Here is a 23,946-nt window from a genome sequence, read left to right on the forward strand (position 1 = left end):
TGCGCTTTCTGCCAATATCGGCGCGGCGCCGACCTGCTGTCGTTGAATCGGAGTCCTGCTCGGACTCATAACGACAGAATATCGAGGAACTTGAGGGTCTGTATTACCTTGTCATCAAGGGCGTTGGCATGCTGATCTGGCGGACCATGCCGATCCCGTCCTGAAGCAGACGTTCCAGCGGGGTCGCCAGATAGGGCAGCGCCAGTGCAATCATGATGAATCCGACGCCGATGGTGACCGGGAAGCCGATGCCAAACAGGTTGAGCTGGGGCGCCGCGCGGGTCAGGATGCCCAGGGCAACGTTGGTGATCAGCAGGGCTGCGACCATCGGCAGCGAGAGCTGGACCCCGGCGCTGAAAATCTGTCCGCCCCAGTTCGCCACCTGCTGAAAGCGCAGCGCGCCGGCTGGCGAGGCGGATATCGGCAACGTGGTGAAGCTTTCCGCCAGCGTGGCGAGCAGGGCCAGGTGGATATTCGCCGCCAGAAAAACCAGGATCGTCAGCAGCGACAGGAACTGGCTAATGGCCGACGACTGGCCGCGCGACATCGGATCGTAAAATGTCGCGAAACCGAGGCCCATGGTCAGACCGGTGACTTCGCCCGCCATTTCCACGGCAGAAAAAACAATGCGCATGGCAAAACCCATGGCCAGGCCGATAATGAACTGCTGGGCCAGAATCAGCAGCCCGCTGGCAGACATCGGTTCCAGCGCCGGCAGCGCCGGAACAGTCGGCGCGATGATCAGGGCGAGCATCACGCCGAGCGCAAGTTTGATCCTGGCCGGCACACTGCGATTGCCGAACACCGGCGCGGCACTGATCAGCCCCAGGATGCGGGCCAGCGGCCACAGGAAGGCCGCGATCCAGGTCTGTAGTTCGGCGCTGGTAACCGTAATCATCCGGAATCAGACTCATCCGACCATCAAGGGAATGCCGGTCAACACCTGCCGCATGTAATCGAGCATGACGGACAGCATCCACGGGCCGGCGACGATCAAGGCCAAGAAAATTCCGACCAGCTTTGGAATGAAGGAGAGCGTCATTTCATTGATTTGCGTGGCCGCCTGGAAGATGCTGACCAGCAGGCCGATTCCCAGTGCGACCAGCAGCATCGGCGCCGCCACCATCAGCGTGACTTCCATCGCTTGGCGGCCAAGGGCCATGACGCTTTCGGGTGTCATGGATCAATCCTCAATAAAAACTTTGGGCCAGCGAGCCGATCAGCAGCTGCCAGCCGTCGACCAGGACGAACAGCATCAGCTTGAAGGGCAGCGAGACGATGGCGGGCGACATCATCATCATGCCCATCGACATGAGGACGCTGGCCACCACCATGTCGATGATCAGAAATGGTATGAAGATCGAGAAGCTGATTTGAAACGCGGTCTTCAACTCGCTGGTAATGAAGGCCGGGATCAGCACGCGCAGAGGCACGTCTTCCGGGCCTTGCAACTGCGCGCTGTTGGAGAGTTTGACATACAGCGCCAGGTCGGCCTGGCGGGTCTGCCTGAGCATGAATTCCTTGAGCGGGACCGCGCCTTTTTCAAGCGCGCGTGTCATCGAGATCTTGTTTTCAGACAGCGGCTGATACGCATCGACATAGATCCGGTCCAATACCGGGCCCATGACGAACAGCGTCAGGAACAGGGCCAGCCCGACCAGCACCTGGTTGGGCGGCGTCGATTGCGTGCCGAGTGCCTGCCGCAGCAGCGACAGCACGATGATGATGCGGGTAAAGCTGGTCATCATCAGCATCGCGGCCGGCAAAAACGAGAGCGAGGTCAGCAGCAGCAGGGTCTGCAGACTCAGCGAGTAGGCCTGGCCGCCGCCTGCCGTGGGGGTGCTTGTCAATGCGGGCAGCCCCTGCGCGACGGCCGCGAGCGGTAGGGCGGACAGGGCCACCGGCAGGCAGCGCCACAGCATCCGCGCTGCCGCTTTCATCAAGCGCGTTTCAGTTGCCATGGCGCTGCTCGAGGGCCCGTTTGAAGCGGGCCGCGAAATGATTCGGCGGCGCTGCGGCGGGTGGCGCTGCGGCATTTTCCTGCCGCGGCATGGTGGCCAGCGCACTGACCCGTCCGGCCGCCACGCCGACGACAATCCATTGCCCGGCGACTTCGACCACCAGGATGCGCTCACGGTTGCCGACGGACACGCCGCCAACGATCTTCACCGTGGTGCCGCCCGCCGGTTTGGCGACGCCAAAGCGCTTCAGCGCCCAGGCGGCGGCGGCCATCAGGCCGAGCACGACGATCAATCCCAGGACCACCTGCAACAGGCTGCCGGCGGCAGCCGGGCCGGGCTGTTCGGCGGCATGAACAGCGCCGCTGCAGCACAGCAGCGCGGCGGTACCGGAACTGCTGCGTCTCATTTGTTGAGTTTCCGGATGCGGTCGGCCGGCGTCACGATGTCCGTCAGGCGCAGCCCGAATTTGTCGTTGACCACCACGACTTCACCTTGCGCGATCAGGCAGCCGTTGACCAGCACATCCAGCGGCTCGCCGGCGAGGCGGTCCAGTTCGACCACCGAACCGTGCGCCAGTTGCAGCAGATTCTTGATCGCGATCTTGGTGCGCCCCAGTTCGACTGTCAGTTGCACCGGGATATCGAGAATGAAATCGATGTCATTTTGCGTGCTTTTTGTGCCGGCCCCGGAAAATTCCGGGAACACGTTGGCGCTCGCCGCTGGCGCCTGCACTGCCGTCGGCGTCTCGGCCTGCGATTGCGCGGCCAGTGTCGCCCAATCATCTGCCGCCGCCTTTGTGTCGGTGTGCTCAGCCATGCTTATCTCCTTGCGTGTCGTCATCTGTACTATGGATCAATTTTTTGACGCGCAAGGCGTACTGGCCATTGAGCTTGCCGTAACTGCAAGCCATCACCGGCACGCCATCGACGGTGGCTTGTACGCTGTCGGCAATCGCGAGGGGGATCACGTCGCCTGCCTTGAGGTCCAGGATAGCGCCCAGGGTTGAATTTGCGGTGCCCAGATCGGCAACGATTTCCACTTCGGCCGTCTGTATCTGCTGCGTCATCAGGCGGATCCAGCGTTTGTCCATATCCACCGTTTCATCTTTGAGATTGCTGGCGAGCAGGTTGCGGATCGGTTCGATCATCGAATACGGCGTGCAAAAATGCATCTGTCCGCTGACCGGGCCGAGCTGAATCGTGAACGTCGTCGCCACCACCACTTCATTGGTCGGCGTGATATTGGCGAACATGGTGTTCATTTCGGAACGTATGTACTCGAACTGGATCGGATAGACCGATTGCCATGACTTGCCATAGGTTTCCAGGACAATGCCAAGAATACGGCGGATGATGCGTTGTTCCGCCTGCGTGAAATCGCGGCCCTCGACCCGGGTGTGAAAACGGCCGTCGCCGCCGAAAAGATTGTCGACGAACAGGAAGACCAGGTTGGTGTCGAACACCACCAGCGCGGTGCCGCGCAGGGGTTTCATCTGGATCAGATTGAGGTTGGCCGGGACCACCAGGTCATTGATGAACTCACTGTACTTGTAAACCCGCACCGGTCCCATCGACACTTCGACGCTGCAGTGCAAAAAATTAAGCAGGGCAGCCTGCAGCAGGCGGCCAAACCGCTCATTGATAATCTCCAGCATCGGCATCCTGCCGCGCACGATGCGCTCCTGGTTCGCCAGGTTGTAGGGCCGTACGCCGGCGTCGGCTGTCGACGCCGGCAGCGCCTGCAGCGCCTGCAGCGCCTGCCGCACCTGATCCGGTGTGCCGATATTGTTGACGCCCTGAAGCAGCGCATCGACTTCTTCTTGCGAGAGGAAATTGTCGGCCATGACGCTACTGAATGACGAAGGACGTGAAAAACACGTCGGACACTTTGTGCGGGGTGCCCTGGGCCGTGAACGGCAGTCTGACCTGCGCGGCGATGTCTGCCGCCAGTTTTTTCTTGCCTTCCGCGGTCGAGATATCTGACGATTTTTGGCTGGAAAGCAGAAATAACAGACGGCTGCGCAGTTGTGGCAGATACAGCTTGAGCTGCTCCGCCTGGGCGCTGTCGGCGACTTGCAAGGTGATGGAAAGATGCAGGTACTCACCGGTGCCGTCCTGCAGATTGACGGTAAACGGCTCCAGCACCACAAAGACAGGGGGCGCGAGCGGCGTCGGTTTGGCGCTCTGATTCATCAGAAACCACGCGCCTGCCCCAGTGCCTGCAAGCAGCAGCACGGCGATCATGATCCAGAAGACCATTTTCCTCGATTTTTTAGCGACCGGCGCTTCAGCATTGACTGTTTGCGCTGGCGGGACGGATTTGCTAGCGGCCCTCGGGGCGGATGTCGCCATGGTGTTTCCTGTGGTGCGGCGTTAGTTGAGACTACAGCCTATTATTCATAAAAGCGGCCCGCGGCATAGGCGGAAAAGAGGGGCCAATACAGTGCAGATCCGCGCATCTTTGACGAAGAACTCGGGGGTTTGAAGCCGTATGTCGGCGACCTGTCAGGCAAAGGTATCGATCAGTCCTTGCCTGCCGCCTGCCGCTTGACTGTCAGCGACGGACAGCGGTGCGCCAGCGGCCTCATCGACGCCACGTGACGTCTGGCGTGATTCGCCGTGCCCGCCGTGTTGCTGCGGTGCGCCTGCATTGACGCTGGCCTGACCCATCTGGATACCGGCGTCACCCAGCATTTCACGCAGTTTCGGCAGTGCCGCTTCAAGCGCCTGGCGCACTTCCGGCTGTGCCGCCGTGAAGCTGACGTTGGCTTGATTGTTGACGATGGTCAGGGCCACCTGCAGCGGGCCGAGATCGGGCGGATTGAGCGTCAGCGACGCACTCGACTGCGCGCCTGCGGCCATCCAGACCAGCTTCTGTCCGACGGCCTGGTCCCATCCGCTGGTGCCGACCTGCGGCGTGAGTTTATCGGCCGCCGGTGCGGTGGCCGCCAGGACGTTATTGAAGGCCGCCGGCTGCAGCGCTGGCGGCCCGGCCACCGACAGGTCGGCTTGCATTTCCGGCGCACCGGTGACGCCGCCCAAGGCGGAAACCGGCGGCGCGGTAGTCATGGGTTCGGCTTGCATCGCCGGTGGACGAGGGGCAGGCCCGGCGAGGGCCGGCGCGGTGCTGGAAAGGGCGGGCTGAACAGGCGGCGCGGCGGCGCGCCGCTCGGGGCCGGTTGCTGCGCTGCTCACCAGTTCGGGCCGACTTTCCTGGACGGATGGCCCGCGCGCTTCGGTCAGTCCAGGCGGCTGCTTCACCTCAGAGGCTGCTGCGCTGGCCGCGGCTGTTGCTGTTGCGTTTGCGTTTGCCGGCAGGCTGTCCGCTGGTTTCTGCTCCGCTAGTGCCGCCGCAGCAGCCGGGTCGGTCAGGCTGTCCATGACGTCACCCGCGCTCTGCGCTTGCCCGGAATTCAGGGGCAACGTGGTCGCAGCTGTTGCCGTTTTTTTTTCAGCTGCAGCTGCAGCAGTTGCAGCGATCGCCGTCGCGGATTCCGCCGCAATGGCGTCCACCCCGGCCAGATGGGTGACCAGCAGCAGCAATTGGGCCGTTGCTGTTGCCGCCGCATCGCTGTCGTCGATCTCGTCGCTATCCCTATCGCTTGCTGGCCCGGACTGGCCGACGGCGGATGTGGCCGCCGCGGGATCGGCTGGCGGTTGACCGGGCACTGCGGCAGGGCGGCTTTCTTGTGGGCTCGCCTGGCTGTCGGCGTCGGGGCTGCCGCGCCCGGCAAGCTCGCGTGACAGCACCACGCCGAAGGATGGGGTGGAGGCGCTGCCTGCGTTCTGTTTGGCCGTGGGCACGGGAGCTGCCGGAATGCTGGCCGGATTCAGTATCGCGGAGGTTATCATGGTTTACCGTTCATAAAGTAGCCGCCTGGCGGCGTGTTCGTCGGTTTGTTTCTGCTCGTGCCGGCTTTCCTTGCGCTGCCGTTCCTTGAGCGCCCGGGCGGCCAGCGTGGTGTAGGACATTCGCTTGCGCTCGCTGGCTTGCCAACTGCTTCGTTCCTCATCGATACGCCTTTTCGCATCGCGCAAGACTTGCTGTTGGCCGGCAATCGCATCATCGAGCTTGACCAGGAACAGCTGGAAATTGCGGCATTCCATCGCTGTCAGCCCGGCCGCCAGCTTTTCCTGCAGGCGGCCGCCGTATTCGTCGCGGTATTGCAGCAGCAACACGCGCTTTTGCGCAGCCTCGTCCGCAGCGACGATGGCCCGGCCCAGCCGGATTGCGGCTTCGTTGGTTTCTTTCGACGCCAGTTCTCTCAGGGTGTCGATTGCGGAAGGGATGGCCATCTTCAGCCATTGTATTTTTGGCGAGGCCTGGCCCATCACTCGAACAGCGCGGTAAGTTGCCCCAAGCTCTCGGCAACGTCCGCCTGTTCATGGATGTCCTGCTGCAGGAAAGTCTCGATCCGGGAGTGCAGGGCGATCGCCTCATCGAGCACCGGGTCGCTGCCGGCGCTGTAGGCGCCGACGCTGATCAGATCGCGGCTGCGCTGGTAGCGCGAGCTCAGCTGCTTCAAGTGGCGCGTGCGCTTCTGGTGCTCCGCCGTGGTGATGTTGTGCATGGCCCGGCTGATCGATTGTTCAATGTCGATCGCGGGGTAGTGCCCGCTCTCGGCCAGCCTGCGATCGAGGACGATGTGGCCGTCCAGGATCGCGCGCGCGGCGTCCGCGATCGGATCCTGCGGGTCGTCGCCCTCGGTCAGCACGGTATAAAACGCAGTGATCGAGCCGCCGCCGGTTTGGCCGTTACCGGCGCGCTCCACCAGGGCCGGCAGTTTTGCGAATACCGATGGCGGGTAGCCCTTGGTGGCGGGCGGCTCACCGACGGCCAGCGCGATCTCGCGCTGCGCCATGGCGTAACGCGTCAGTGAATCCATGATCAACAGCACATGCTGCCCCTGGTCGCGGAAGTGCTCGGCAATCGTCGTCGCATAAGCGGCGCCTTGCAGGCGCATCAGCGCCGGCGTATCGGCCGGCGCCGCCACGACCACCGAGCGCGCCAGACCGTCCGGCCCGAGGATCTGTTCGATGAATTCCTTCACTTCACGGCCGCGCTCCCCGATCAGCCCGACCACGATCACGTCGGCGCTGGTGTAGCGCGCCATCATGCCGAGCAGGACGCTCTTGCCGACGCCGGAGCCGGCAAACAATCCCATGCGTTGGCCGCGTCCGACCGTCAGCATGCTGTTGATGGCGCGCACGCCGACATCGAGAATATCGGTGATCGGCGCCCGTGACAGCGGGTTGCCGGCACGGACATGAAGTGGCCCGGTGTGAACCGCATTCAGCGGGCCCAGATTATCGAGTGGCCTGCCGGCGCCGTCCAGTACCCGTCCCAGCAATTCCTGGCCGACCGGCAGATGCCGGCCGCGGTCGCTCAAACGGCGCCGTGCATGCGTGACGGTGCCGGGCGGCGGCAGCATTTTTGCGGCATCCGCCGGAAAGACCTGGGCGCCGGGGACGACGCCTTCTGCATCGCTGTGCGGCATCAGCAGCAGCCGGTCATTCTCGAAACCGACGACTTCCGCTTCCAGGCTGGCCCCATGGGCCAGGGGGATGCTGCAGGCGCTGCCAACCGCCAGCTTCAGGCCCACCGCCTCCATGACCAGCCCGGCGACGCGGGTGACGCGCCCCGACACTTGCATCGGCTCCGCGAGCTTGAGCAGTGCGCCGCAATCGCGCAAGTAGGTTTCCCAGCGCGGGCTGGCGCCGGGCAGGGGTGTCATGGCGCCAGCCAGTCCGCGTTCTTGCCCAACGCGCCGGCCAGGCGTTGCCAGCGTGTCGCGGTCGACCCGTCGATCTGGTTGCTGGCGGTTTCGACCCGGCAGCCGCCGCGCTCAAGGTGCGCGTCTTCCACCAGGCGCCAGCCGGCGCTGCTGAGTTCGTTGCCCATCTGGTCCTTGACCAGGCTGGCGTCGTCCGGATGCAGGAACAGCAAGGCCGGCTGCTGCAGGCTCGGCAGATAACGCACGGCCTCGCCGACAATCGGCATGACGAGTTCCGGGCGCACGGCGAGCGCCGATTTCAGCATCGCCTTGGCCAGATCGAGTGCCAGATCCAGTAGTTCTTCGGCCATTTGCTGCTCGGCTTGCGCGACGGCGGAACCGAAACTTGCGGCGATCTGCTGCAACTGGATTTTTTCCTGCGCGGCCTGGGCGCGCCCCTTTTCCAGCCCGGCGGCGTGGCCCGCCGCCAGTCCGGCGGCACGGCCTTGCGCCAGCCCGGCAGTACGGCCCTCCTCCAGCCCGGCGGCGTGGCCTTCCAGCCGTGCCTGTTCGCGGGCGCTCGCCAGTTGTTGCGCGACCGTGACAAGCGATTCCGCAGGGACCGGCGGGGCATCGTCATCAGCCTTGAAGTCACCCGGCCGATCATCATCGAAGGATGCCATTTCCCAGCGCTGGTAGGCCGATTGCGGTTTTTTCGGCAGGGCGCTAGACATAGGCATCGCTGCCCCTTGCGCCTAGCGTGATCTTGCCTTCGTCGGCCATGGTGCGAACGACCTGCATGATGATTTTTTGCTGCGCTTCGACTTCGGACAACAGCACCGGTCCTTTGGCTTCGAGATCTTCACGCATCATTTCGGCGGCGCGTTCCGACATGTTCTTGAATATCTTGTCGCGCAAATCCTGTCCCGCTCCTTTGAGAGCGGTGATCAGCGAATCGGATTCCACCTCGCGCAGGAGGAGCTGGATGTTGCGGTCATCGATGTTCACAATGCTGTCGAAGATGAACATCTCGTCCATGATTTTCTGCGCCATGTCGGCGTCATAATTTTTAAGGGTGTTCATCACCGACGTTTCGTTATCGCCACTCAGGAAGTTGAGGATTTCCGCAGTGGCCTGGATGCCGCCCATCGGTTTTTTGAATCCCTTGTTGCCGGTCAGCAGCCGGGTCAGGGCCTCGTTGAGTTCGTCCAGCGCCGCCGGCTGGACCCCGTCCAGCGTCGCGATACGCAGCACCGCGTCGTTGCGCAGGTTTTCGCTGAAATGGCCCATCACCTCGCACGCATGGTAGGGCTCGAGGTGCACCAGAATGGTCGCGATGATTTGCGGGTGTTCGTTGACGATCAGTTCCGACACCGACTTCGCATCCATCCACTTCAGGCTTTCGATGCCGCCGGTATCGCGCGTACCGAGAATCCGGTTCAGCAGCGAGGCGGCCTTGTCGTCGCCGAGCGCCTTGATGAGGACATTGCGGATGTAGTCGTCCGAGTTCAGGCCGAACGAGGTATTTTGCGCCGTCTCGGAATAGAAATCCTCGAGCACCTCCTCCAGTTCGTCGCTCATCACCGATTTCATCGAGGACATGGAGACGCCCAGCTTTTGCACCTCGCGCGGGTCGAGGTATTTCATGACTTCCGCCGCTTCATCCTCGCCCAGCGCGAGCATCAGGATGGCTGCTTTCTTTATGCCGATCTCACTCAATTCCGCCCACCCATTCCTTGATGACGTTGGCCACTACTTTTGGATCCTGTTTGGCCAGTCGTCGGGCCGCGTCCAGGTTGTCCTGGTAGGTCCGCGGCGGGCTGGGGGCCGCTTCCGGCGCGCTGGCCGGTACCGCTTCGGCTTCCGCTTGCTGATGCGCCACGGTGCCACTGTGGTCGGGCAACGCGACCGGCGCGGCCATGCCATTCGACAGTGTTTTCAGCATCGGCTTCAGCTGCGCAAAGAAAAGGTAGAGCAGCACCAGCGCGGCGACCAGGTACTTGCCAATCGTGATGGCCAGGTCCAGTGCACCGGGGCGTTCCCACAGCGGCACGTCGGCGACCGCCTCCGGCTCGATCCGGGCGAACGGGCTGTTGGCGACACTGAGCGAATCGCCGCGCTCCTGGTTGTAGCCCATGGCTTGCTTGACCAGGTCGGTGATCTGCGTTTTTTCCGAGTCGGTCAGCGGCCTCATCGTCACCTTGCCGGCCTTATCGGTTTCCCGCTTGTAGTTGACGACCACCGCCACCGAGAGGCGCTTGACGCCGCCCATCGGCTGCTGCACATAGCGGATGGTTTTGTCGACTTCATAGTTGACGGTCAGGTCCTTTTGCGTCGGAACCGGAGCCGCCAGCGCGTTTGCGGCCAGCGGCGCGGCGGCGGTCAGCGGCGCCGTCGCCGTCGCCGGCGGCTGGTTGGACAGGGCGCCCGGCACGCCGGCGGCTGGCGTGCGGGCGCCATTTTGCGATTCGCTGGATTGCTGGCTGCGGATCGCCGCCACGTCGGCCGTCTGGTTCGGTTTGTATGTTTCCGCAGCCTGTTCGCTGTGCGAAAAATCGACCTCGGCCGTGGCCTCGGCCCGCACGTTACCGGGGCCGGCAATCGGTGTGATGATGGACTCGACGCGCCTGGCGATATTCTGCTGCAGCTCCTGCACGTATTTCAGCTGCGAAGGATCGAGCACGTTGGCGCCGGCCGGCTTGTCCGGCGACGAGATCAGGCTGCCGCTCTGGTCGACCACCGTGACGTTGCGGGCCGGCAGATCGGGGATGCTGCTGGCGACCAGGTGCACGATGGCGTTGACTTGCGGCTGGTCCAGCGTGCGCCCGGCATGCAGGTTCAGCAGCACCGAGGCGGTCGGTTTCTGCTGGTCGCGCACGAACACCGATGCCTTGGGCAGGGCCAGGTGCACGCGCGCCGTCTGCACCGCCGCGATCGACTGGATCGAGCGTGCCAGTTCGCCTTCCAGCGCGCGCTGGAAATTCACCTGTTCGAGAAACTGGGAAACGCCGAGTTTCTGGTTTTCCATCAACTCGAAGCCGACGCTGCCGCCTTTGGGCAGCCCTTGCGACGCCAGCTTCAGGCGCGCATCGTACACCTGGGCGGCCGGCACCAGAATGGCCGCGCCGCCTTCGGCGAACTTGTAAGGTATGTTCATCTGCTGCAGGGAGGCAACAATCGCACCACCGTCGCGGTCCGAGAAATTCGAGAACAGCACACGGTAGTCCGGTTTCTGGCTCCACATCAGCACCCCTGCCATGACCGCGATGACGGCGGCCACGCCCAGCATCAGGGCTATTTTCCGCGCGCCCGGCGTCCGGACCAGGCTCATGAAGCCCGGCGCCACGGCGATCTCGCCCTCTACCGCCATGAGGTGTCCGCGCCGATGCGGCCGTGAATGGTGAGGGTTGGGTTCAATTGCTTCTCGTCGATTCAGGGGGGGCTTTTCTGCGATTATCCGTGCGCAGCCAAACTTCAATTGCCCGATCAGAGCGTTATTCCGGCCCTTTATCGCAGGGCTGCAGCCGGGTCTGCGTGCTATCGTGGTCCATCACGAATTGGATGGAGTATTGCAGCATGACCGGGATCGATACCAGCAGGATTGAGGCGATGGTGACGCAGTTGAAGGCCGCTGCGGCGCGCTCCCAGGGCGCTGTCAATCCGCTGCAGACGGAAAAAACCGCCGGCAAGGTCGATTTCGCCGATGCGCTGAAGGCCTCGCTGGAGCAGGTCAACAACACGCAGCAGAAAGCCCAGCAACTCGGCCAGCGCTTCGTGCTCGGCGACGACAGCGTGAACCTGTCGGATGTGATGATTTCAATGCAAAAGGCCAGTATTTCATTTCAGGCCACGGTGCAAGTGCGCAACAAGCTGGTTTCCGCCTACCAGGACATGATGAATATGCAGGTGTGACGGGGATTATTCCAGTCCGCTCAGCCTGGCGTTTTGTTCCCTCTCCAGTTTCAGGATATAACGCTGCACCGCGGCCAGCATCGGCCCAGGCAAATCGAGCAACAGGCAGCCCAGGCGGCGAACCGTTTTGCCGTTGGCCAACTTGAGGTTTCGCGAATTCCTGATTTGCACGGCGGTCACGATCCGGCTGGCGCCCGGAAGATCGATCTGGCAGTCTTGGTAGATGCGCCCGATGGTGTCGTCCAGCGTCATTGCCTCATCGAGGATCGCAATGCCGCCGCCGCTCACATTCTGCAAATCCAGGCTGACTGAATCGGCGTTCCCGCCGCTGGCATGCGCAATCCGGATGGTGCAACGGGCGGAAGTCGCAACCGGTGTCGGCACACGACAACTTTCGCGCCGCTGCAAGCGGGTCAGGCTGGCCGGAATTGCCATGCGCAGGGCAGGGCGGTTCTGGTATTGACAAACCTCTGCACGGCTGACGGAAAACCTGATGCGGACACGGTCCGGCACGGTTTCAAACGTAATTTCGCCACGCTCGGCAATTGGCTGGGCTCCAGACGAAGCGGACGAGCCGCTGACGATCAGGCTGCCCTCGGATGCATGCACTGCCAGAATGGCGGTCACCAGGCTTTTTGCACTGCCCTCGAAGTTCATGTGGAGCAGCTGACAGCGCACCGCCAGGCTGTGCAGCAAGACAATGATGTCCTGGTGCGAGTCAATCCGACAGGGCGCCAGCTCGTCGGTTCCCGGGTCGCTATCGGGAATCATTGTTGCGCCGCCTCGATACGATAGAGCCAGGCGAGCAATTCCGCCACGGCACGGTACAGGGCGGGCGGAATGTGCTGGTCCAGTTCGACCTGCATCAGCAGCGCCACCAGCTCCTTGGACTCATGCACGAAGACGCCGTGCTCCCTGGCCCTGGCAATGATCTCTTCGGCAACCATGCCGCGTCCCTTGGCCACCACCTTGGGTGCGGAGTCGCCGGACTGATAGACAATCGCGACGGCGTTCTGCGGCGGTTTAGTCTGGCGCATTCTGTTTCACCAGCAGCGCGTCCAGCGGCAGCCCGGCCGCTTCCAGCGAGGCGGCCAGCTCGGCGCCATGAAGCCGCAGCGAGTGGGCCGCCGCATCGGTCGCGGTCCGTACCTGCACCTGCACATGTCCGTTCGCCAGGCGGATCGTGGCCGCTACCGCGCCCAGTGTCGGCAGCGCAAAATGCACGGTACTCTGCCAGGATGGCGTGGGCTCGTCGGCGTCATTTTCCGGCGCCTGTTCGCTGACTTCCCAGGACAGGGGCTGACCGGGCCAGAGTTCGCCTTGCCACAACACCCGGCGCTGTTCCAGCGCATCGAGTTGCAGGTTGATCAGGCGCGCCGATTCGGGCCCGGGCGTTGCCAGCTGCGCCGCTGCGTCCGGCTCCTGCTGGTCCGGCGTGGCGCTCGCTGCAACCAGCTGCTTCGGAGCGTCCGCTAGCGGCACGTCCCGCACGGCAGGGTCGGGGCTGGGCGCGACCACCGCGCTGTTCGATCCCGGCGTACCCGGCGCGGAGCTCGGCTCTGAGGGTAGGGGTAATAACTGTGAGGTCGGCGTTGAGCTTGGCTGCAAGGCCGGCGACAATTCACCGCTGCCGGCGGCCGTGGCCCTGCCGGCCTCGGTCAGCAAGGGTTTGGCGGTCTGGTTTTGCGGCTCATGCAGCAGCTCCGCCAGTGGGCGGGCGCCCGCGGCCCACTGGCCGAGGTGTGATTCGTAAAACAGTCCGCTGCGCACCAGCGTATTTTGCAAAGCCGTTGCGATCTGCTTTGTGTCGACTGCGGGCGAGGCCAGCAGCGGCGCCTTGCCGACCAGCGCGGCCGGCGCGCTGTCCTGTTGCGCCGTGCGCAGCAGCTTACCGATCAGTCGCCCGGTGCTGCTGAGCGACGTGGTTGACGCGTCGGATGACCGTGCGGGTGCGGCACTCTTTTCCGGCGCCAGCAGGAAAGTCAGGCGCGGCTGCTTTGCGATCAGGGTCAGATCAAGAAAAGCACCCACCTGTGCGCCGGCCGGCAGGCGCATGCGCGCAGTAGCACCGCCGGGGCCGGCATCCGGACTTTTGTCGTTCGGGGAGTTGGCCATCCGCACCATAAAACTGCCATCGTTCAGGCGCGCCAATATTTCGGCCTGGAACTGCTTGCCGATCGCCATCTGGCGCAGGCGGTCAAATGCTTCCTGGCGGGGATCGGCAATCGATGGCGCCGGCCCCAGCGGCTCGACGTAGGCTACAGGCCGGCTGCCACTCGTGATCCGGTCGATGACCATCTCGGCCTCGTCAGTTGCCCGGCGCTGCGCCGTAGGCTCTGGACAGCTTGTGTTCGGCGCCGGCGCTGTTGATCAGCCGCGCCAGCTGGGCCATCCAGGGTTCGGTGATGTCGCGGATCTCGCGGTCATGCGCCAGAATCTGGTGAATGAGCCGTATTTTTTGTTCGTGTACCACGTCGGGCAGAGCGACCGCAGCGCCATGACTCTTGAGGGTTTGCGCATGGCCTGCGCTGTGCGTTTCCAGTGTGCAAAAAACCTCCCAATCACCCGCCCTGGCGGCGACCAGCATCTGGTCCGTGATGTCGGAAATGGCCTGGTAGAGAGAAATGATTTCTTCGCTGCTCATGATGGCCGGGTGCTTAAACAGTGGGACGAGCGGAGTGGAACGAGCGCGGCGCGAGCGCATCGTAGGCCGCTGTTGCCGGGGCGGGCTTGCGGCTGACCTGTGCCTGGCTGCTTGCCGGCGCGGCAATCCCATCCCAGGCCGCTTTCAGTTCCGACAGCAGGCGGTAGACCTCTTGCAGCATCTCCGGCTGGTTTTTCAGGTTGGCCAGCAGCAGTTGGCGGCTCATGTAGTCGTAAAGCGCATCCAGGCTCTCGGCAATGTCGCCCCCGGCCGCCTTGTCCAGGCTGGCGCGCAGGCCGTCGTCGATGATGGCGATGGCCTTGGAGATCGCCTGCCCGCGCTGCGCGATGTCGCCGGCCTGCATGTGCTGCAGGGCAGAAGACACGGCCACCAGCGCGCCCTCGAACAGCATGACGATGAGCTGATGCGGGCTGGCCGCCGTGACACCGGTCTCGATACCGACCCTGGCGTAGGCGTTTGCGCCATTTTTGGCTGATCCGAACATGCTGTGGTTTCCTTATTGGTTCTTGGACAGGTTGGCGAGCTGCTGCGTCAGGAAGTTGCCGGTCGACAGCATGCTGCTGATGGTCACATCCAGCTTGGTGAACTGCGCGCGATAGCGTTTCTCGGTGGCGGCCAGCCGGTCGGTCATGCGGTCCCTGCTTGCAGCAAGGCTTTTCAGCGAGGTATCGATGCCGCCGGTACGCGATGCAATCATGCCAGCGGTGCCGAGCTGGGTATCCATCAGTTTGTCGAACTGATAGGCATAACCTTGCGAGTAGTTCACCGTGCCACGGCTGCCGGTAGCGCCGCCGCTGACCTTCACCTGCAGTCCCTCCGCCGCATTGCCGGTGGCGCCGGTGAGTGTTTGTCCGGTGCCGGTCGCCGCCACGCCGTTGATCGTGCCCGCGACATCCAGGCCGTCCGTGACCACGGCCGCCGCGCCCATCAGGCTGCTCATGCCGTTGCCGCCGCTGATGCTGGCTTTCGATGCCGAGCCATAACGAGTGGAGGTGAGGGTCAGCACGCCGGCCGCTTCAGTCACCGTCACCGACGAGCCGGCAGCAACGAAGCCCTCGGCGCCGTTGATTTTCGACTGTACTTCGGCGGCCAGCGCGGCCGCGCTGGCATAGGTGCCCGGCGCCAGCGTCACCGTCGCGCTGACGCCGTCGAGCAGCACCTGCAGGGTGTCGTTGCTGCCGGCGGTGATCGTCAGGCCGGCCGCTGCCGAGCCGACCGACTTGCCGCTGCTGGCCAATTGGGTGACCTCCAGCTTGTAGGCGCCAGGCACGGTCTTGACTGACGCGCTGGTGTAGCTGGCCAGGCTGTCGCTGGCCTTGCCGGCGGCGGCGAACAGGGCGGCAATGTCGCTGAAATTCTTGTCGATCGCGCCTTGCAGTTTGCTGTTGTCCAGCGCCAGCAGGCCGTCTTTTTGCAGGCTGACCCCCACCTGGGACAGCAGCGTGAAAGCGCCGGCGCCGCCAGCAACCGGTGCCGACAGGACACTGCGCACTTGGGCCTCGATCGCGCGCACCGAGGACTCGCCGTTCAGGATGGCGGCCCGCCTGGTGTCCGGGTCGTAGGCGACCGCTTCCTTGAATATTTTGCTGATGTCGTTGTAGGCCTTGACGAAGGCCTCCACCCCGGCCGTCACCGCTGCGGTGTCGCGCGCCACGGTGATGTTGGTCGGGCTGCCGCTGTTGGTCTTCGCCAGATTCAGGGTGACGCCCTGGATCACATCGCTGATGGTGTTGGTTGCCTTGGAAACCGCGATGCCGTCGACCTTGAACTCGGCATTGCGGGCACTGAGCTTTTCGGCGAGGGCCTGGCCGGTGTTGTCGGCCGGGTTGTGGCTGAGCAGGCTGGAGAGGGTCGCGTCGCCCGCCACCGATAGCTTCAGACTCTGGGTCTGGCCGGTGGCTTTCGCCGACAACACCAGCCGGTAGGGGGAGCTGCCGCCGTCGTTGACGATGCTGGCGCTGACCCCGATGTCGGCCTTGTTGATCGCATCGCGGATGCCCGACAGCGAATTGTTGCTCGCGTCGATGGTGACGGTCTTCACGCCGCTGCCGTTGCTGGTGAAAGCCGCTCCGGTGTATTTGCCGGTCACGCTGTCGAAAGTGCCGCCGGCAATGGTGCCGAAGTCGAAGCTCAGGGTGGTGGCGGCGCCCGCGCCAATCGCGCTGGTGCTGCTGGCCTGGCCGGCGGTAGCCAGTTTTTGCGCTTGGGCGAGTTGTGTCACTTCCAGCGCGTAGGTTCCGGCGACGGCGGTGGCCGTGGCGCTGGCGGTCGCAATGGCGGTATCCGCCGGGGTGACGCGCATGCCCTGGAACTTGCTGATGTCGGACAGGCTGCGCACCGCGGTCTGAAACTGCGACAGCGCGCCCTTGAGCGTGCCGAAACCGGACAGCTTGGCCTGGAAGCTGGCTTCTTTCCTGGCCAGTGCCGTGAGCGGCTGCCGCTCAATGGCCATCAGCTGGCTGACGATGCTGTTGACGTCCAGGTTGGAGCCGATGCCCGGGGATGAAATTGCCACTTGCGTCTCCTGCGAAAAACGACCTGTTTCTAATGTACCGCCCGCCGCACCAGGTCGAACCCGACTCGAGAAGGGGATTTACCGCTCTGTTCAGGTCATCGGGTACTTGCCGTGCAGTCGGCTATTGAATGATTGACACTCAGGCTTGTTGCCTGATCAGCTTGCCGAGCACCTGGTCCAGTGTTTTGGCGATCTCCAGCACTTCCGCCGACGGTATCTGGCGGATCAGTTCCCGCGTTTCCAGGTCGATAACCCGGACCACCGGTCGCTGGCTGTTTGCATCAATGGTGAATTCCAGACCATTCGTCAGCGACTGCATGGATTGGTTGATGTCCTGGACCGCCTGCTTGACTTCCTCCACGGAAATCGCCGGCGCCGCTCGCTGCACTGCGTCCACGGTTTGCACCGCCACGGGCGGCGCCGGCGTAGCCACCTGCGCGGCGCCGGCTGGCTTGGGGTCTATTGCCCGGTAAGGGTTGAGGGCAGGGCTGCCGCTTGCTGCGATATCCATGATGTTTCTCCATCCAAGGGCTTCGGCCAAAATTCCCCGGCCGAACACCTCGGGCCGGGGAACGGTCATGTCAATCTACTGATTAACCGCGCAGCAGGGCCAAGACGCCGTTCGGCAGCGAGTTGGCTTGCGCCAGCATCGCGGTACCGGCTTGTTGCAGGATCTGGCCGCGTGTCAGGTTGGCTGTTTCCGCAGCGAAGTCGGTATCCAGAATACGGCTGCGTGCGCCGGTCAGGTTCTCGGCCGTCGTTTGCAGGTTGGCAATCGTCGATTCGAAGCGGCTCTGGATCGCGCCGAAGGTGCTGCGCAGGGTGCTCACCGAGTTCAGCGCGGCATCGAGGCGGCTCATGGCATCGACGGCGCCGTTGACGCTGAGCACGTTGACGCTGGTCAGGGTGGTCGAGTCCACGGCGTAGGTTTGCGCGGCAAATCCGAACTTGGCGACGTCGGCACCGGCCAGCGTCAGCGCCGAGGTGGACTTCAGGGTGATGGAACCCAGGCTCGTCGTCGCCGTGCCGACGTTGTCGGCGGCGATGTTGGTGTTGAGGCCGGTACCCGTACCGCCGGTGCCCGCCGTCACGGTTTCGCTCACGGTGATGTTGCGGGCGTCCACCGAGCTCATGGTGATCTTGCCGGTGGTGGCATCTTTCGTGGCCGACACGCCGGTGGTGGCGGAATTCGCATTGATCGCCGAGACCACGGTATCAGCTGTGATCACAGCGCTGGCGGTGGTGTTGTTGATGACCGTCGTGCCGTTGACCACCAGGGTGTAGGCGGGGGCGCCCGTGCCGTTGGTGACCGTGCTGAAGGCCACCGTTTCCGTGACGGAGTTGCTGGCGCTGGCGGTCACGCCGGAGACGCCGGAAGCATTGATCGCCGCCAGCTTGGCAAAGGCGCTGGTGCCGTCCATGGCGGTGGTTGCGCCGGCGTTGGCGCCGACACCTGCAAAAGATGACGAAGCGCCGACTGCGACCGCGTTGCCGTTGCCGACCTGGATGGTGAAGGCGCCGGCAGCCGAAGCAGAGTTGGTGACCACGGCACCCGCGGCCGTGGAGATCTGGCCCATCTGGTTGGCCTTGACGCCCGAGGACAGATTCACCGAAATCGTCTCGCCGGCATTGGCGCCGACCTGGAAGGCGGCGGTGCCGAAGCTGCCGTCGAGCACCCGGGTGCCGTTGAACGAGGTCTGCGAGGAAATCCGGTCGATTTCCGCGATGCGCTGCTGCACTTCCTGGTCCAGGGCAGCGCGGTCGGCGGCATTGTTGGTGGCGTTGGCGGATTGGACGGCCAGTTCGCGGATGCGCTGCAGGTTGTTGGTGACTTCGGACAGCGCGCCTTCAGCGGTTTGCGCCAGCGAGATGCCGTCGTTGGCATTGCGCGAGGCCTGGTTCAGGCCGCGGATCTGCGTGCTCATCTTCTCGGAAATCGCCAGGCCGGCGGCGTCGTCCTTGGCACTGTTGATGCGCAGGCCGGAGGACAGGCGCTGCAGCGAGGTGGCCAACTGCGATTGCGAGGTGTTGAGGTTGCGCTGCGCATTGAGCGAAGCGATGTTGGTGTTGATGACTGCTGCCATGAGGATTCTCCTACGGTGGTACGGGGTTAAAGGAACTTCGGCTCAAGAGCCGCCAACATTGGCCGCCTTGGTTTGCAGACCGCTGTTGGTTCTATTAACGGGCGCTGCTGGTGAAAGTTGAGAGCCCTTGTGGTTTTTTTCTGCCAAGCCCTGAAGCCGATGCCGGGAACCCCTTGGTATCGGCGCTCATTTTGAAAACTTTAATCCAAATGGGGCTTGCTGCCTGGCGCGTCGCAAGGTCCGGTGCGAGTGGTGTATCATTTTTGATGCCCAAGAAACAGAGTGATGATTCCTGGCTTTCTTGAAGGTGCAACTTCATCCTCTCTATTTATAGTTTCCAGTGGGAAGCCTGCTGTCTGCGCTGTTGACAAAGACGGGGATACCTTGTTCTCACAACCTGGCTCTAAAGATTGATACCCGAAAATAGATATCTTTTCAGGGCACCGCTGCTCGACCCCAAACAACATGTCATCGGCTACAGGCTGGCATGGCAAAAAAACGGACCCGGCAGCGACATCTCCGATGCGGCGGATTCGCAGCAACTGCTGGCCTTCGTCGCCGGGCATGTCGATGAAATCAAGTCCGGCTTGTTTTTTCTGGATGCGAACCCTGCGCTTTTGTCGGCGCAAGTGTTGCAGACCCTCTCACCCGAAAATACCGTGCTGGTGCTGGGCCGGGACGGGCTGCTTGATGCCGTCGATGTGGATTCAGCCAAGTCATTGCACCAGCGGGGCTTTGTTTTGGCGCTTCGTGATGCAGACCTTGCCTTTCTGAGGGCCAACGAGGCGCCGCTTTCTTGCCTCACCTACGTTTTGGTTGGCGCTGGCCATCCGGACCTGACCGAGATCAGCAAGTTCGCCCGGCACCGACGGCCGCCTTTTTGTGTGGTGGCGGACAAAATCCCGGACTGGCAGGCGTTCGATGCCTGCGCCAGCCTGGGGGTTTGTGGGGTTTTTGAAAATCTCTGTTTGGCGCCGCATGCGATGAGTCCGTCGGTGAAGTTGGGACCGCAAGCGCGACAGATTCTTCAGCTGATGCAAATGGTTCAGGGGGATGCCGACATACGCAACCTGGAAAAAGTCCTGAAAAGTGACGTCGCTCTTGCATACAAGTTGCTCCGTTACATCAATTCCGCCGGTTTTGGCCTGCAGGTCGAAATCGAGTCGCCGCGTCATGCGGTGGCGATGCTGGGTTATTCGCCGCTGTTTCGCTGGCTCTTGCTGTTGCTGGCAAGGACCAACAGCACGGTTTTTTCACCCGCATTGATGCAAGCCGCCATGGTTCGCGGGCGCTTTGCAGAACTGCTCGGCCAGGGCTTTCTTTCCAGGAAAGAAGCGGACAACCTGTTTGTCGTCGGCATGTTTTCGTTCCTTGATCACCTGCTGGGAATTCCGATACAGGAGGTGCTCAGTCAGCTGGTATTGCCGGAGCCGGTGGTGCAGGCTCTGCGCTCGCGTGAAGGCGTGTACGGCCAGGTTTTGGCACTCGCGGAGGCCAGCGAGCGAGAGGGCGGTGGCGCGGCGGATTTTGCAGAGGCCTTGTCCATGACGGCCACGCAAGTGAACCAGGCGCACTTGTCGGCGCTGGCTTGGGTGCAGAACATCAAACTTTAGTTCTAGATTCTGTCGGACTCAATCACAAGGGGGAGCGGCTACACGCGCAGCCGCGTGGTCGGTCAGTTGATCTGGCAGGTTCAAGTGCTCAATCAAGTGCTAAAGTTTTCCGGCGAGCTGCCGCTAATACTTGAAGGCGCCAAATTTTACCGGTTCGGCCAACGAATGACCCGCATGGAGTGCGCGACAGCGTTGCTGAAATTGCCGCTGGTCGACACTGGATGATTGAGATTCAATGATGCAAAATTTAACGGCTTCCCCTCGGTTCATGACTTCATTTTTCCAATGGGGAGGTTGTCTCACGGGCTTAACCGGTGCCTCACTGGTTGCTGTCCAATTACCATATTCAAGATGGGGATTTGTCTTTTTTCTCGTATCCAATATTTGCTTTTTTTTATATGGCTACCTGATACGGGCAAACGGACTATATATAGCCCAAATCGGGTTATCTATAACCAGCATCCTCGGCATTTTTAATTATTTTTTTGACGGCCTTGGCAATAGATTGGTGGCGTCATTGCTTCTTGCCATCAATAGTGGGAGCAGTTTTCAATAGTGGATCTTTAGCTGGGGGGCATCCAAGGCGGAAGTGTCGACCCTGTCGCCTCAACGGCCCGATATCTTTGCGCGTCAATTTAATTCTTTGTTTCCTTCTGGTTTTTATGGCCGAGCACCAAACTTTTCTATCGTCAGTTCAGGCAATCCGGAAATGATTGACCAAAAAGCGCAGATTCTGATCGTTGAAGACGATCCCATCAGCAGAACGCTGATAGGAACCTTGCTCAAGCAGGAGGGATACAGTGTCTTCACTGCCGACTGCGGGGAAGAGGCATTGGCCATCACGGCGCAAAATGCACCCGACCTGATCCTGCTCGACATCCTGATGCCTGGCATGGATGGCTACCAGGTGGCCACAAAACTGAAGGCAGATCCGGCGACCAAGAACATCCCGATCATCATGATCACTGCTTTGGACGACCGTCAGGCGATGTATCAGGGGCTGGAGGCCGGCGCGCAGGACTTCCTCACCAAACCGGTGGATCGTGCCGAGTTGCGCATGCGGGTCGCCAACATGCTGCGCATGAAGCAATACAGCGACTTTATCGCCAACCATAATCGCTCTCTCGAACAGGATGTGCGGGAGCGCACGGCGCACTTGCGCGACAGTGAAGCGCGTATTCGCGTGATCCTCGACAGCGTTGATGAGGCCATCATCACGATGAACGAGCAGGGGGCGATTGAAACCTTTAACCCGGCTGCAGAAACGATATTTGGCCATGCCATCACCGAGATGATCGGAAGGCATGTCAGCCAGCTGATACCGGCTCTGATCCGAATTGAGCATGATGACAGCCCTGCATCTTCCTGGCGTGCGGGCGAGTCCAGGCTTCTTGGAGGGGGCGCGGAGCTGGTCGGCGTGCGCAAGGACGGCGTGCATTTTCCGCTGGAAATCAAAACCAAGGATCTCCACACCGACGCGGGGCGTCTTTTTATCGTGTCCGCACGGGATATCAGCGCGCGCAAGAACTTCGAAACACAGCTGCAATACCAGGCAAGCCATGACGCCCTGACCGGGCTGGCCAATCGCAGCTTGTTGTATGAACGTTTGCGCCAGGCGATTGGCGATGCCGACCGCGGCGCGCACCCGGTATGGGTGCTTTTTCTCGACCTTGACCGTTTCAAGTTCGTCAATGACAGTCGCGGCCACAAGATTGGCGACCAGCTGATCAAGCGGGTTGCCGCGCGCCTGCAGTCTGCCTTGCGGAATACCGACAGCGCGGCGCGGTTCGGCGATTCCGAATTCGTGTTGATCCTGCCCGGGCGTACCGACGGCACCGATGGCAAAGGAGGAGAATCGATAGCCGACGCCGTGCAACATCTCATCGAGGCTGTTTCGGAGCCGCTAACGGTTGAGGGCTACGATTTCTTCCTGGCGTGCAGTGTTGGGCTGGCGGCGTATCCGGCTAGTGCGGACGATCCCGAAAAATTGGTGGAACGTGCCGACATGGCGATGTTACGCGCCAAGCAAATGGGGCGCAACAATTTCCAGTTCTTTTCCAGCGACATGAACGCGGCCTTCATCGAGCGCGTCACGCTCGAAAGCGCACTGCGCCTGGCCATTCCCAATCATCAGCTGGATCTGGTTTACCGGCCACAAGTTGATCTGCAGACGGGGCGGATTGCCGGGATCGAGGCATTGCTGCGATGGCAGCATCCCGAATGGGGCGTGATACTTCCCGATCGATTTATTCCAATTGCCGAAGAATCGGGCTTGATCCTGAGCATCGGCGAGTGGGTACTGCGCCAGGCCTGCCTGGATATGCGGACATGGCTTGACGCCGGCTGCAGTGTCCCGCGGGTCGCCGTCAACGTCTCGTCCAGCGAGTTCCGTGATCCTCTGCTGCTGCAGAAAATCGAAAGCGCGCTCTCGGGAATGCGGGTTGAACCGAGCCTGCTTTCCTTTGAGATAGCAGAAGGTGTGCTGATGAGCGATTCGCAATTTACCGCGGATACGCTGGGGCAAGTCAAGGCGCTGGGGATCACCCTGACGCTGGACAACTTCGGCACCGGCTATTCATCGCTCAGTTTCCTCAAGCAGTTTCCGCTGGATACCGTCAAGATCGATGCGTCATTCATCAAGAACATCACCACCGACAACAATGATGTGGCGATATCCAACGCCATGATCTCGATGGCGCACAGTCTTGGCATCAGGGTGATGGCCGAAGGTGTTGACACCGAAGCGCAGTGCGACTTCCTGCGCCAGAACATGTGCGATGAAATACAAGGGGACTTCTTTTCAAAACCGCTGGGGCCGGCGGATATTGCCGCCTTGCTGTTGGCGGACCGGCGCTTGCCGGCGCATCTCTTGCGCCTGAAAAAGCGCTCGCGAACCTTGCTTCTGGTGGATGACGAGCCGAACATGCTGTTCGCACTGAAGCGGCTGTTGCGTCGCAATGACTGCGAGATTTTGCTTGCCAACAGCGCAGAAGAGGGCTTGGACATGATGGCGCGCCATCATGTCGATGTCATCCTGTCGGATGAGCGCATGCCGGGCATGAATGGCGTCCAGTTCCTGCGCACGGCGAAGGAACGTCATCCGGATACGGTCCGGATCGTCCTGTCGGGCTACACCGAATTGGAGTCCGTCACCAATGCGATCAATGAGGGCGCGGTTTACCGTTTCCTCACCAAGCCGTGGGAGGACAGTCTGTTGAAAAAGCACGTCGAAGAAGCTTTTCAGTACAAGGAAAAGGAAGACGAAAACCGGCGTCTGAACCTCCTGGTCCGAACCGCGAATCAGGAACTGGCCATGGCCAACAGGCAACTGGAGGCGAGTGTCAACCAGAAGCTGCACCCCATGCCGCCCATCACGCGGCCACGAATTGCCTTGAATGATGACAGGGGTTGCGCTCATCAGGTCGATCCTCCCGCATGAGACGGGACAGATTCAGTCAGAAACGATATTTTTAACCACCATGA

25 protein-coding genes are annotated in these 23,946 nt (G+C 62.1%); 3 read left to right on the forward strand and 22 right to left on the reverse strand.

Translation table 11 applies throughout. The features are described from left to right. Positions 1-103 precede the first annotated feature (103 nt). The 13 genes from fliR to fliF form a co-directional block, all read right to left on the reverse strand. The gene (gene fliR / locus B7G53_RS03695) at positions 104-898 is read right to left on the reverse strand and encodes a flagellar biosynthetic protein FliR (RefSeq protein WP_096663617.1); all 795 of its coding nucleotides are present in this window, start codon (positions 896-898) and stop codon (positions 104-106) included. A gap of 12 nt (positions 899-910) precedes the next feature. Beyond that, positions 911-1,180, reverse strand: coding sequence for a flagellar biosynthesis protein FliQ (gene fliQ, locus B7G53_RS03700; protein WP_096663619.1), 270 nt, complete (start codon positions 1,178-1,180; stop codon positions 911-913). Between the two features lie 10 nt (positions 1,181-1,190). After that, positions 1,191-1,922 carry a flagellar type III secretion system pore protein FliP gene (fliP, locus tag B7G53_RS03705; protein WP_441338959.1) on the reverse strand — a complete coding sequence of 244 codons (732 nt, stop codon included), beginning with the start codon at positions 1,920-1,922 and terminating at the stop codon, positions 1,191-1,193. 28 nt (positions 1,923-1,950) lie between these two features. Beyond that, on the reverse strand, positions 1,951-2,367 hold the full coding sequence (gene fliO / locus B7G53_RS03710; protein ID WP_096663623.1) for a flagellar biosynthetic protein FliO: 417 nt from the start codon (positions 2,365-2,367) through the stop codon (positions 1,951-1,953). After that, positions 2,364-2,777 (reverse strand): flagellar motor switch protein FliN, encoded by a 414-nt coding sequence (fliN, locus tag B7G53_RS03715; protein ID WP_176491272.1) that lies wholly within the window; start codon positions 2,775-2,777, stop codon positions 2,364-2,366. The genes fliO and fliN overlap by 4 nt, the downstream gene beginning before the upstream one ends. Then, positions 2,770-3,804, reverse strand: coding sequence for a flagellar motor switch protein FliM (fliM, locus tag B7G53_RS03720; RefSeq protein ID WP_096663627.1), 1,035 nt, complete (start codon positions 3,802-3,804; stop codon positions 2,770-2,772). Before fliM ends, fliN begins: the two co-directional genes overlap by 8 nt. Before the next feature lie 4 nt (positions 3,805-3,808). Continuing rightward, positions 3,809-4,312: a flagellar basal body-associated protein FliL gene (gene fliL / locus B7G53_RS03725; protein ID WP_096663629.1), complete on the reverse strand. Its 504-nt coding sequence runs from the start codon at positions 4,310-4,312 to the stop codon at positions 3,809-3,811. 153 nt (positions 4,313-4,465) lie between these two features. After that, a complete protein-coding gene (locus B7G53_RS03730; RefSeq protein WP_255249899.1) occupies positions 4,466-5,503 on the reverse strand; it encodes a flagellar hook-length control protein FliK in 1,038 nt (345 codons plus the stop codon). Positions 5,504-5,815: 312 nt separating this feature from the next. Further along, positions 5,816-6,256 (reverse strand): flagellar export protein FliJ, encoded by a 441-nt coding sequence (gene fliJ, locus B7G53_RS03735; protein WP_096663905.1) that lies wholly within the window; start codon positions 6,254-6,256, stop codon positions 5,816-5,818. A gap of 35 nt (positions 6,257-6,291) precedes the next feature. Then, a complete protein-coding gene (gene fliI / locus B7G53_RS03740) occupies positions 6,292-7,695 on the reverse strand; it encodes a flagellar protein export ATPase FliI (RefSeq protein WP_096663631.1) in 1,404 nt (467 codons plus the stop codon). Further along, positions 7,692-8,408: a flagellar assembly protein FliH gene (gene fliH / locus B7G53_RS03745; protein ID WP_096663633.1), complete on the reverse strand. Its 717-nt coding sequence runs from the start codon at positions 8,406-8,408 to the stop codon at positions 7,692-7,694. Before fliH ends, fliI begins: the two co-directional genes overlap by 4 nt. Further along, a complete protein-coding gene (gene fliG, locus B7G53_RS03750) occupies positions 8,401-9,393 on the reverse strand; it encodes a flagellar motor switch protein FliG (protein WP_096663635.1) in 993 nt (330 codons plus the stop codon). The genes fliH and fliG overlap by 8 nt, the downstream gene beginning before the upstream one ends. After that, positions 9,386-11,044: a flagellar basal-body MS-ring/collar protein FliF gene (fliF, locus tag B7G53_RS03755; protein ID WP_096663637.1), complete on the reverse strand. Its 1,659-nt coding sequence runs from the start codon at positions 11,042-11,044 to the stop codon at positions 9,386-9,388. Before fliF ends, fliG begins: the two co-directional genes overlap by 8 nt. Positions 11,045-11,235: 191 nt before the next feature. Here fliF and fliE point away from each other — a divergent pair, with 191 nt between their 5' ends. Further along, on the forward strand, positions 11,236-11,586 hold the full coding sequence (fliE, locus tag B7G53_RS03760) for a flagellar hook-basal body complex protein FliE (protein ID WP_441338960.1): 351 nt from the start codon (positions 11,236-11,238) through the stop codon (positions 11,584-11,586). Between the two features lie 6 nt (positions 11,587-11,592). Here fliE and B7G53_RS03765 read toward each other — a convergent pair whose 3' ends face one another. The 9 genes from B7G53_RS03765 to B7G53_RS22980 form a co-directional block, all read right to left on the reverse strand. Next, positions 11,593-12,357: a flagellar brake protein gene (locus B7G53_RS03765; protein ID WP_096663641.1), complete on the reverse strand. Its 765-nt coding sequence runs from the start codon at positions 12,355-12,357 to the stop codon at positions 11,593-11,595. Further along, positions 12,354-12,623 (reverse strand): EscU/YscU/HrcU family type III secretion system export apparatus switch protein, encoded by a 270-nt coding sequence (locus B7G53_RS03770; RefSeq protein ID WP_096663643.1) that lies wholly within the window; start codon positions 12,621-12,623, stop codon positions 12,354-12,356. The genes B7G53_RS03765 and B7G53_RS03770 overlap by 4 nt, the downstream gene beginning before the upstream one ends. Further along, positions 12,610-13,884 carry a flagellar hook-length control protein FliK gene (gene fliK / locus B7G53_RS03775; protein ID WP_096663645.1) on the reverse strand — a complete coding sequence of 425 codons (1,275 nt, stop codon included), beginning with the start codon at positions 13,882-13,884 and terminating at the stop codon, positions 12,610-12,612. Before fliK ends, B7G53_RS03770 begins: the two co-directional genes overlap by 14 nt. 10 nt (positions 13,885-13,894) lie before the next feature. Continuing rightward, the gene (locus B7G53_RS03780; protein WP_096663647.1) at positions 13,895-14,230 is read right to left on the reverse strand and encodes a flagellar protein FliT; all 336 of its coding nucleotides are present in this window, start codon (positions 14,228-14,230) and stop codon (positions 13,895-13,897) included. A 13-nt stretch (positions 14,231-14,243) separates the two neighbouring features. Next, the gene (fliS, locus tag B7G53_RS03785; RefSeq protein WP_096663650.1) at positions 14,244-14,735 is read right to left on the reverse strand and encodes a flagellar export chaperone FliS; all 492 of its coding nucleotides are present in this window, start codon (positions 14,733-14,735) and stop codon (positions 14,244-14,246) included. A gap of 12 nt (positions 14,736-14,747) precedes the next feature. Continuing rightward, a complete protein-coding gene (gene fliD / locus B7G53_RS03790) occupies positions 14,748-16,766 on the reverse strand; it encodes a flagellar filament capping protein FliD (RefSeq protein ID WP_096663653.1) in 2,019 nt (672 codons plus the stop codon). Positions 16,767-16,905: 139 nt separating this feature from the next. Beyond that, positions 16,906-17,346 (reverse strand): flagellar protein FlaG, encoded by a 441-nt coding sequence (locus B7G53_RS03795; RefSeq protein ID WP_096663656.1) that lies wholly within the window; start codon positions 17,344-17,346, stop codon positions 16,906-16,908. A 13-nt stretch (positions 17,347-17,359) separates the two neighbouring features. Next, positions 17,360-18,850, reverse strand: coding sequence for a flagellin N-terminal helical domain-containing protein (locus tag B7G53_RS03800; RefSeq protein WP_096663659.1), 1,491 nt, complete (start codon positions 18,848-18,850; stop codon positions 17,360-17,362). Between the two features lie 94 nt (positions 18,851-18,944). Next, positions 18,945-19,169 carry a hypothetical protein gene (locus tag B7G53_RS22980; RefSeq protein ID WP_217992580.1) on the reverse strand — a complete coding sequence of 75 codons (225 nt, stop codon included), beginning with the start codon at positions 19,167-19,169 and terminating at the stop codon, positions 18,945-18,947. 91 nt (positions 19,170-19,260) lie between these two features. Between B7G53_RS22980 and B7G53_RS03805 the strand changes: the two genes are divergently transcribed. Both B7G53_RS03805 and B7G53_RS03810 read left to right on the forward strand, forming a co-directional pair. Continuing rightward, positions 19,261-20,463, forward strand: coding sequence for an EAL and HDOD domain-containing protein (locus B7G53_RS03805; RefSeq protein ID WP_096663662.1), 1,203 nt, complete (start codon positions 19,261-19,263; stop codon positions 20,461-20,463). A gap of 709 nt (positions 20,464-21,172) precedes the next feature. After that, positions 21,173-23,902 carry an EAL domain-containing protein gene (locus B7G53_RS03810; RefSeq protein WP_096663665.1) on the forward strand — a complete coding sequence of 910 codons (2,730 nt, stop codon included), beginning with the start codon at positions 21,173-21,175 and terminating at the stop codon, positions 23,900-23,902. Positions 23,903-23,946: the final 44 nt, after the last annotated feature.

Origin of the sequence: Polaromonas sp. AET17H-212 (assembly GCF_002379085.1) — a bacterium.
Taxonomy (GTDB): domain Bacteria; phylum Pseudomonadota; class Gammaproteobacteria; order Burkholderiales; family Burkholderiaceae_C; genus Polaromonas.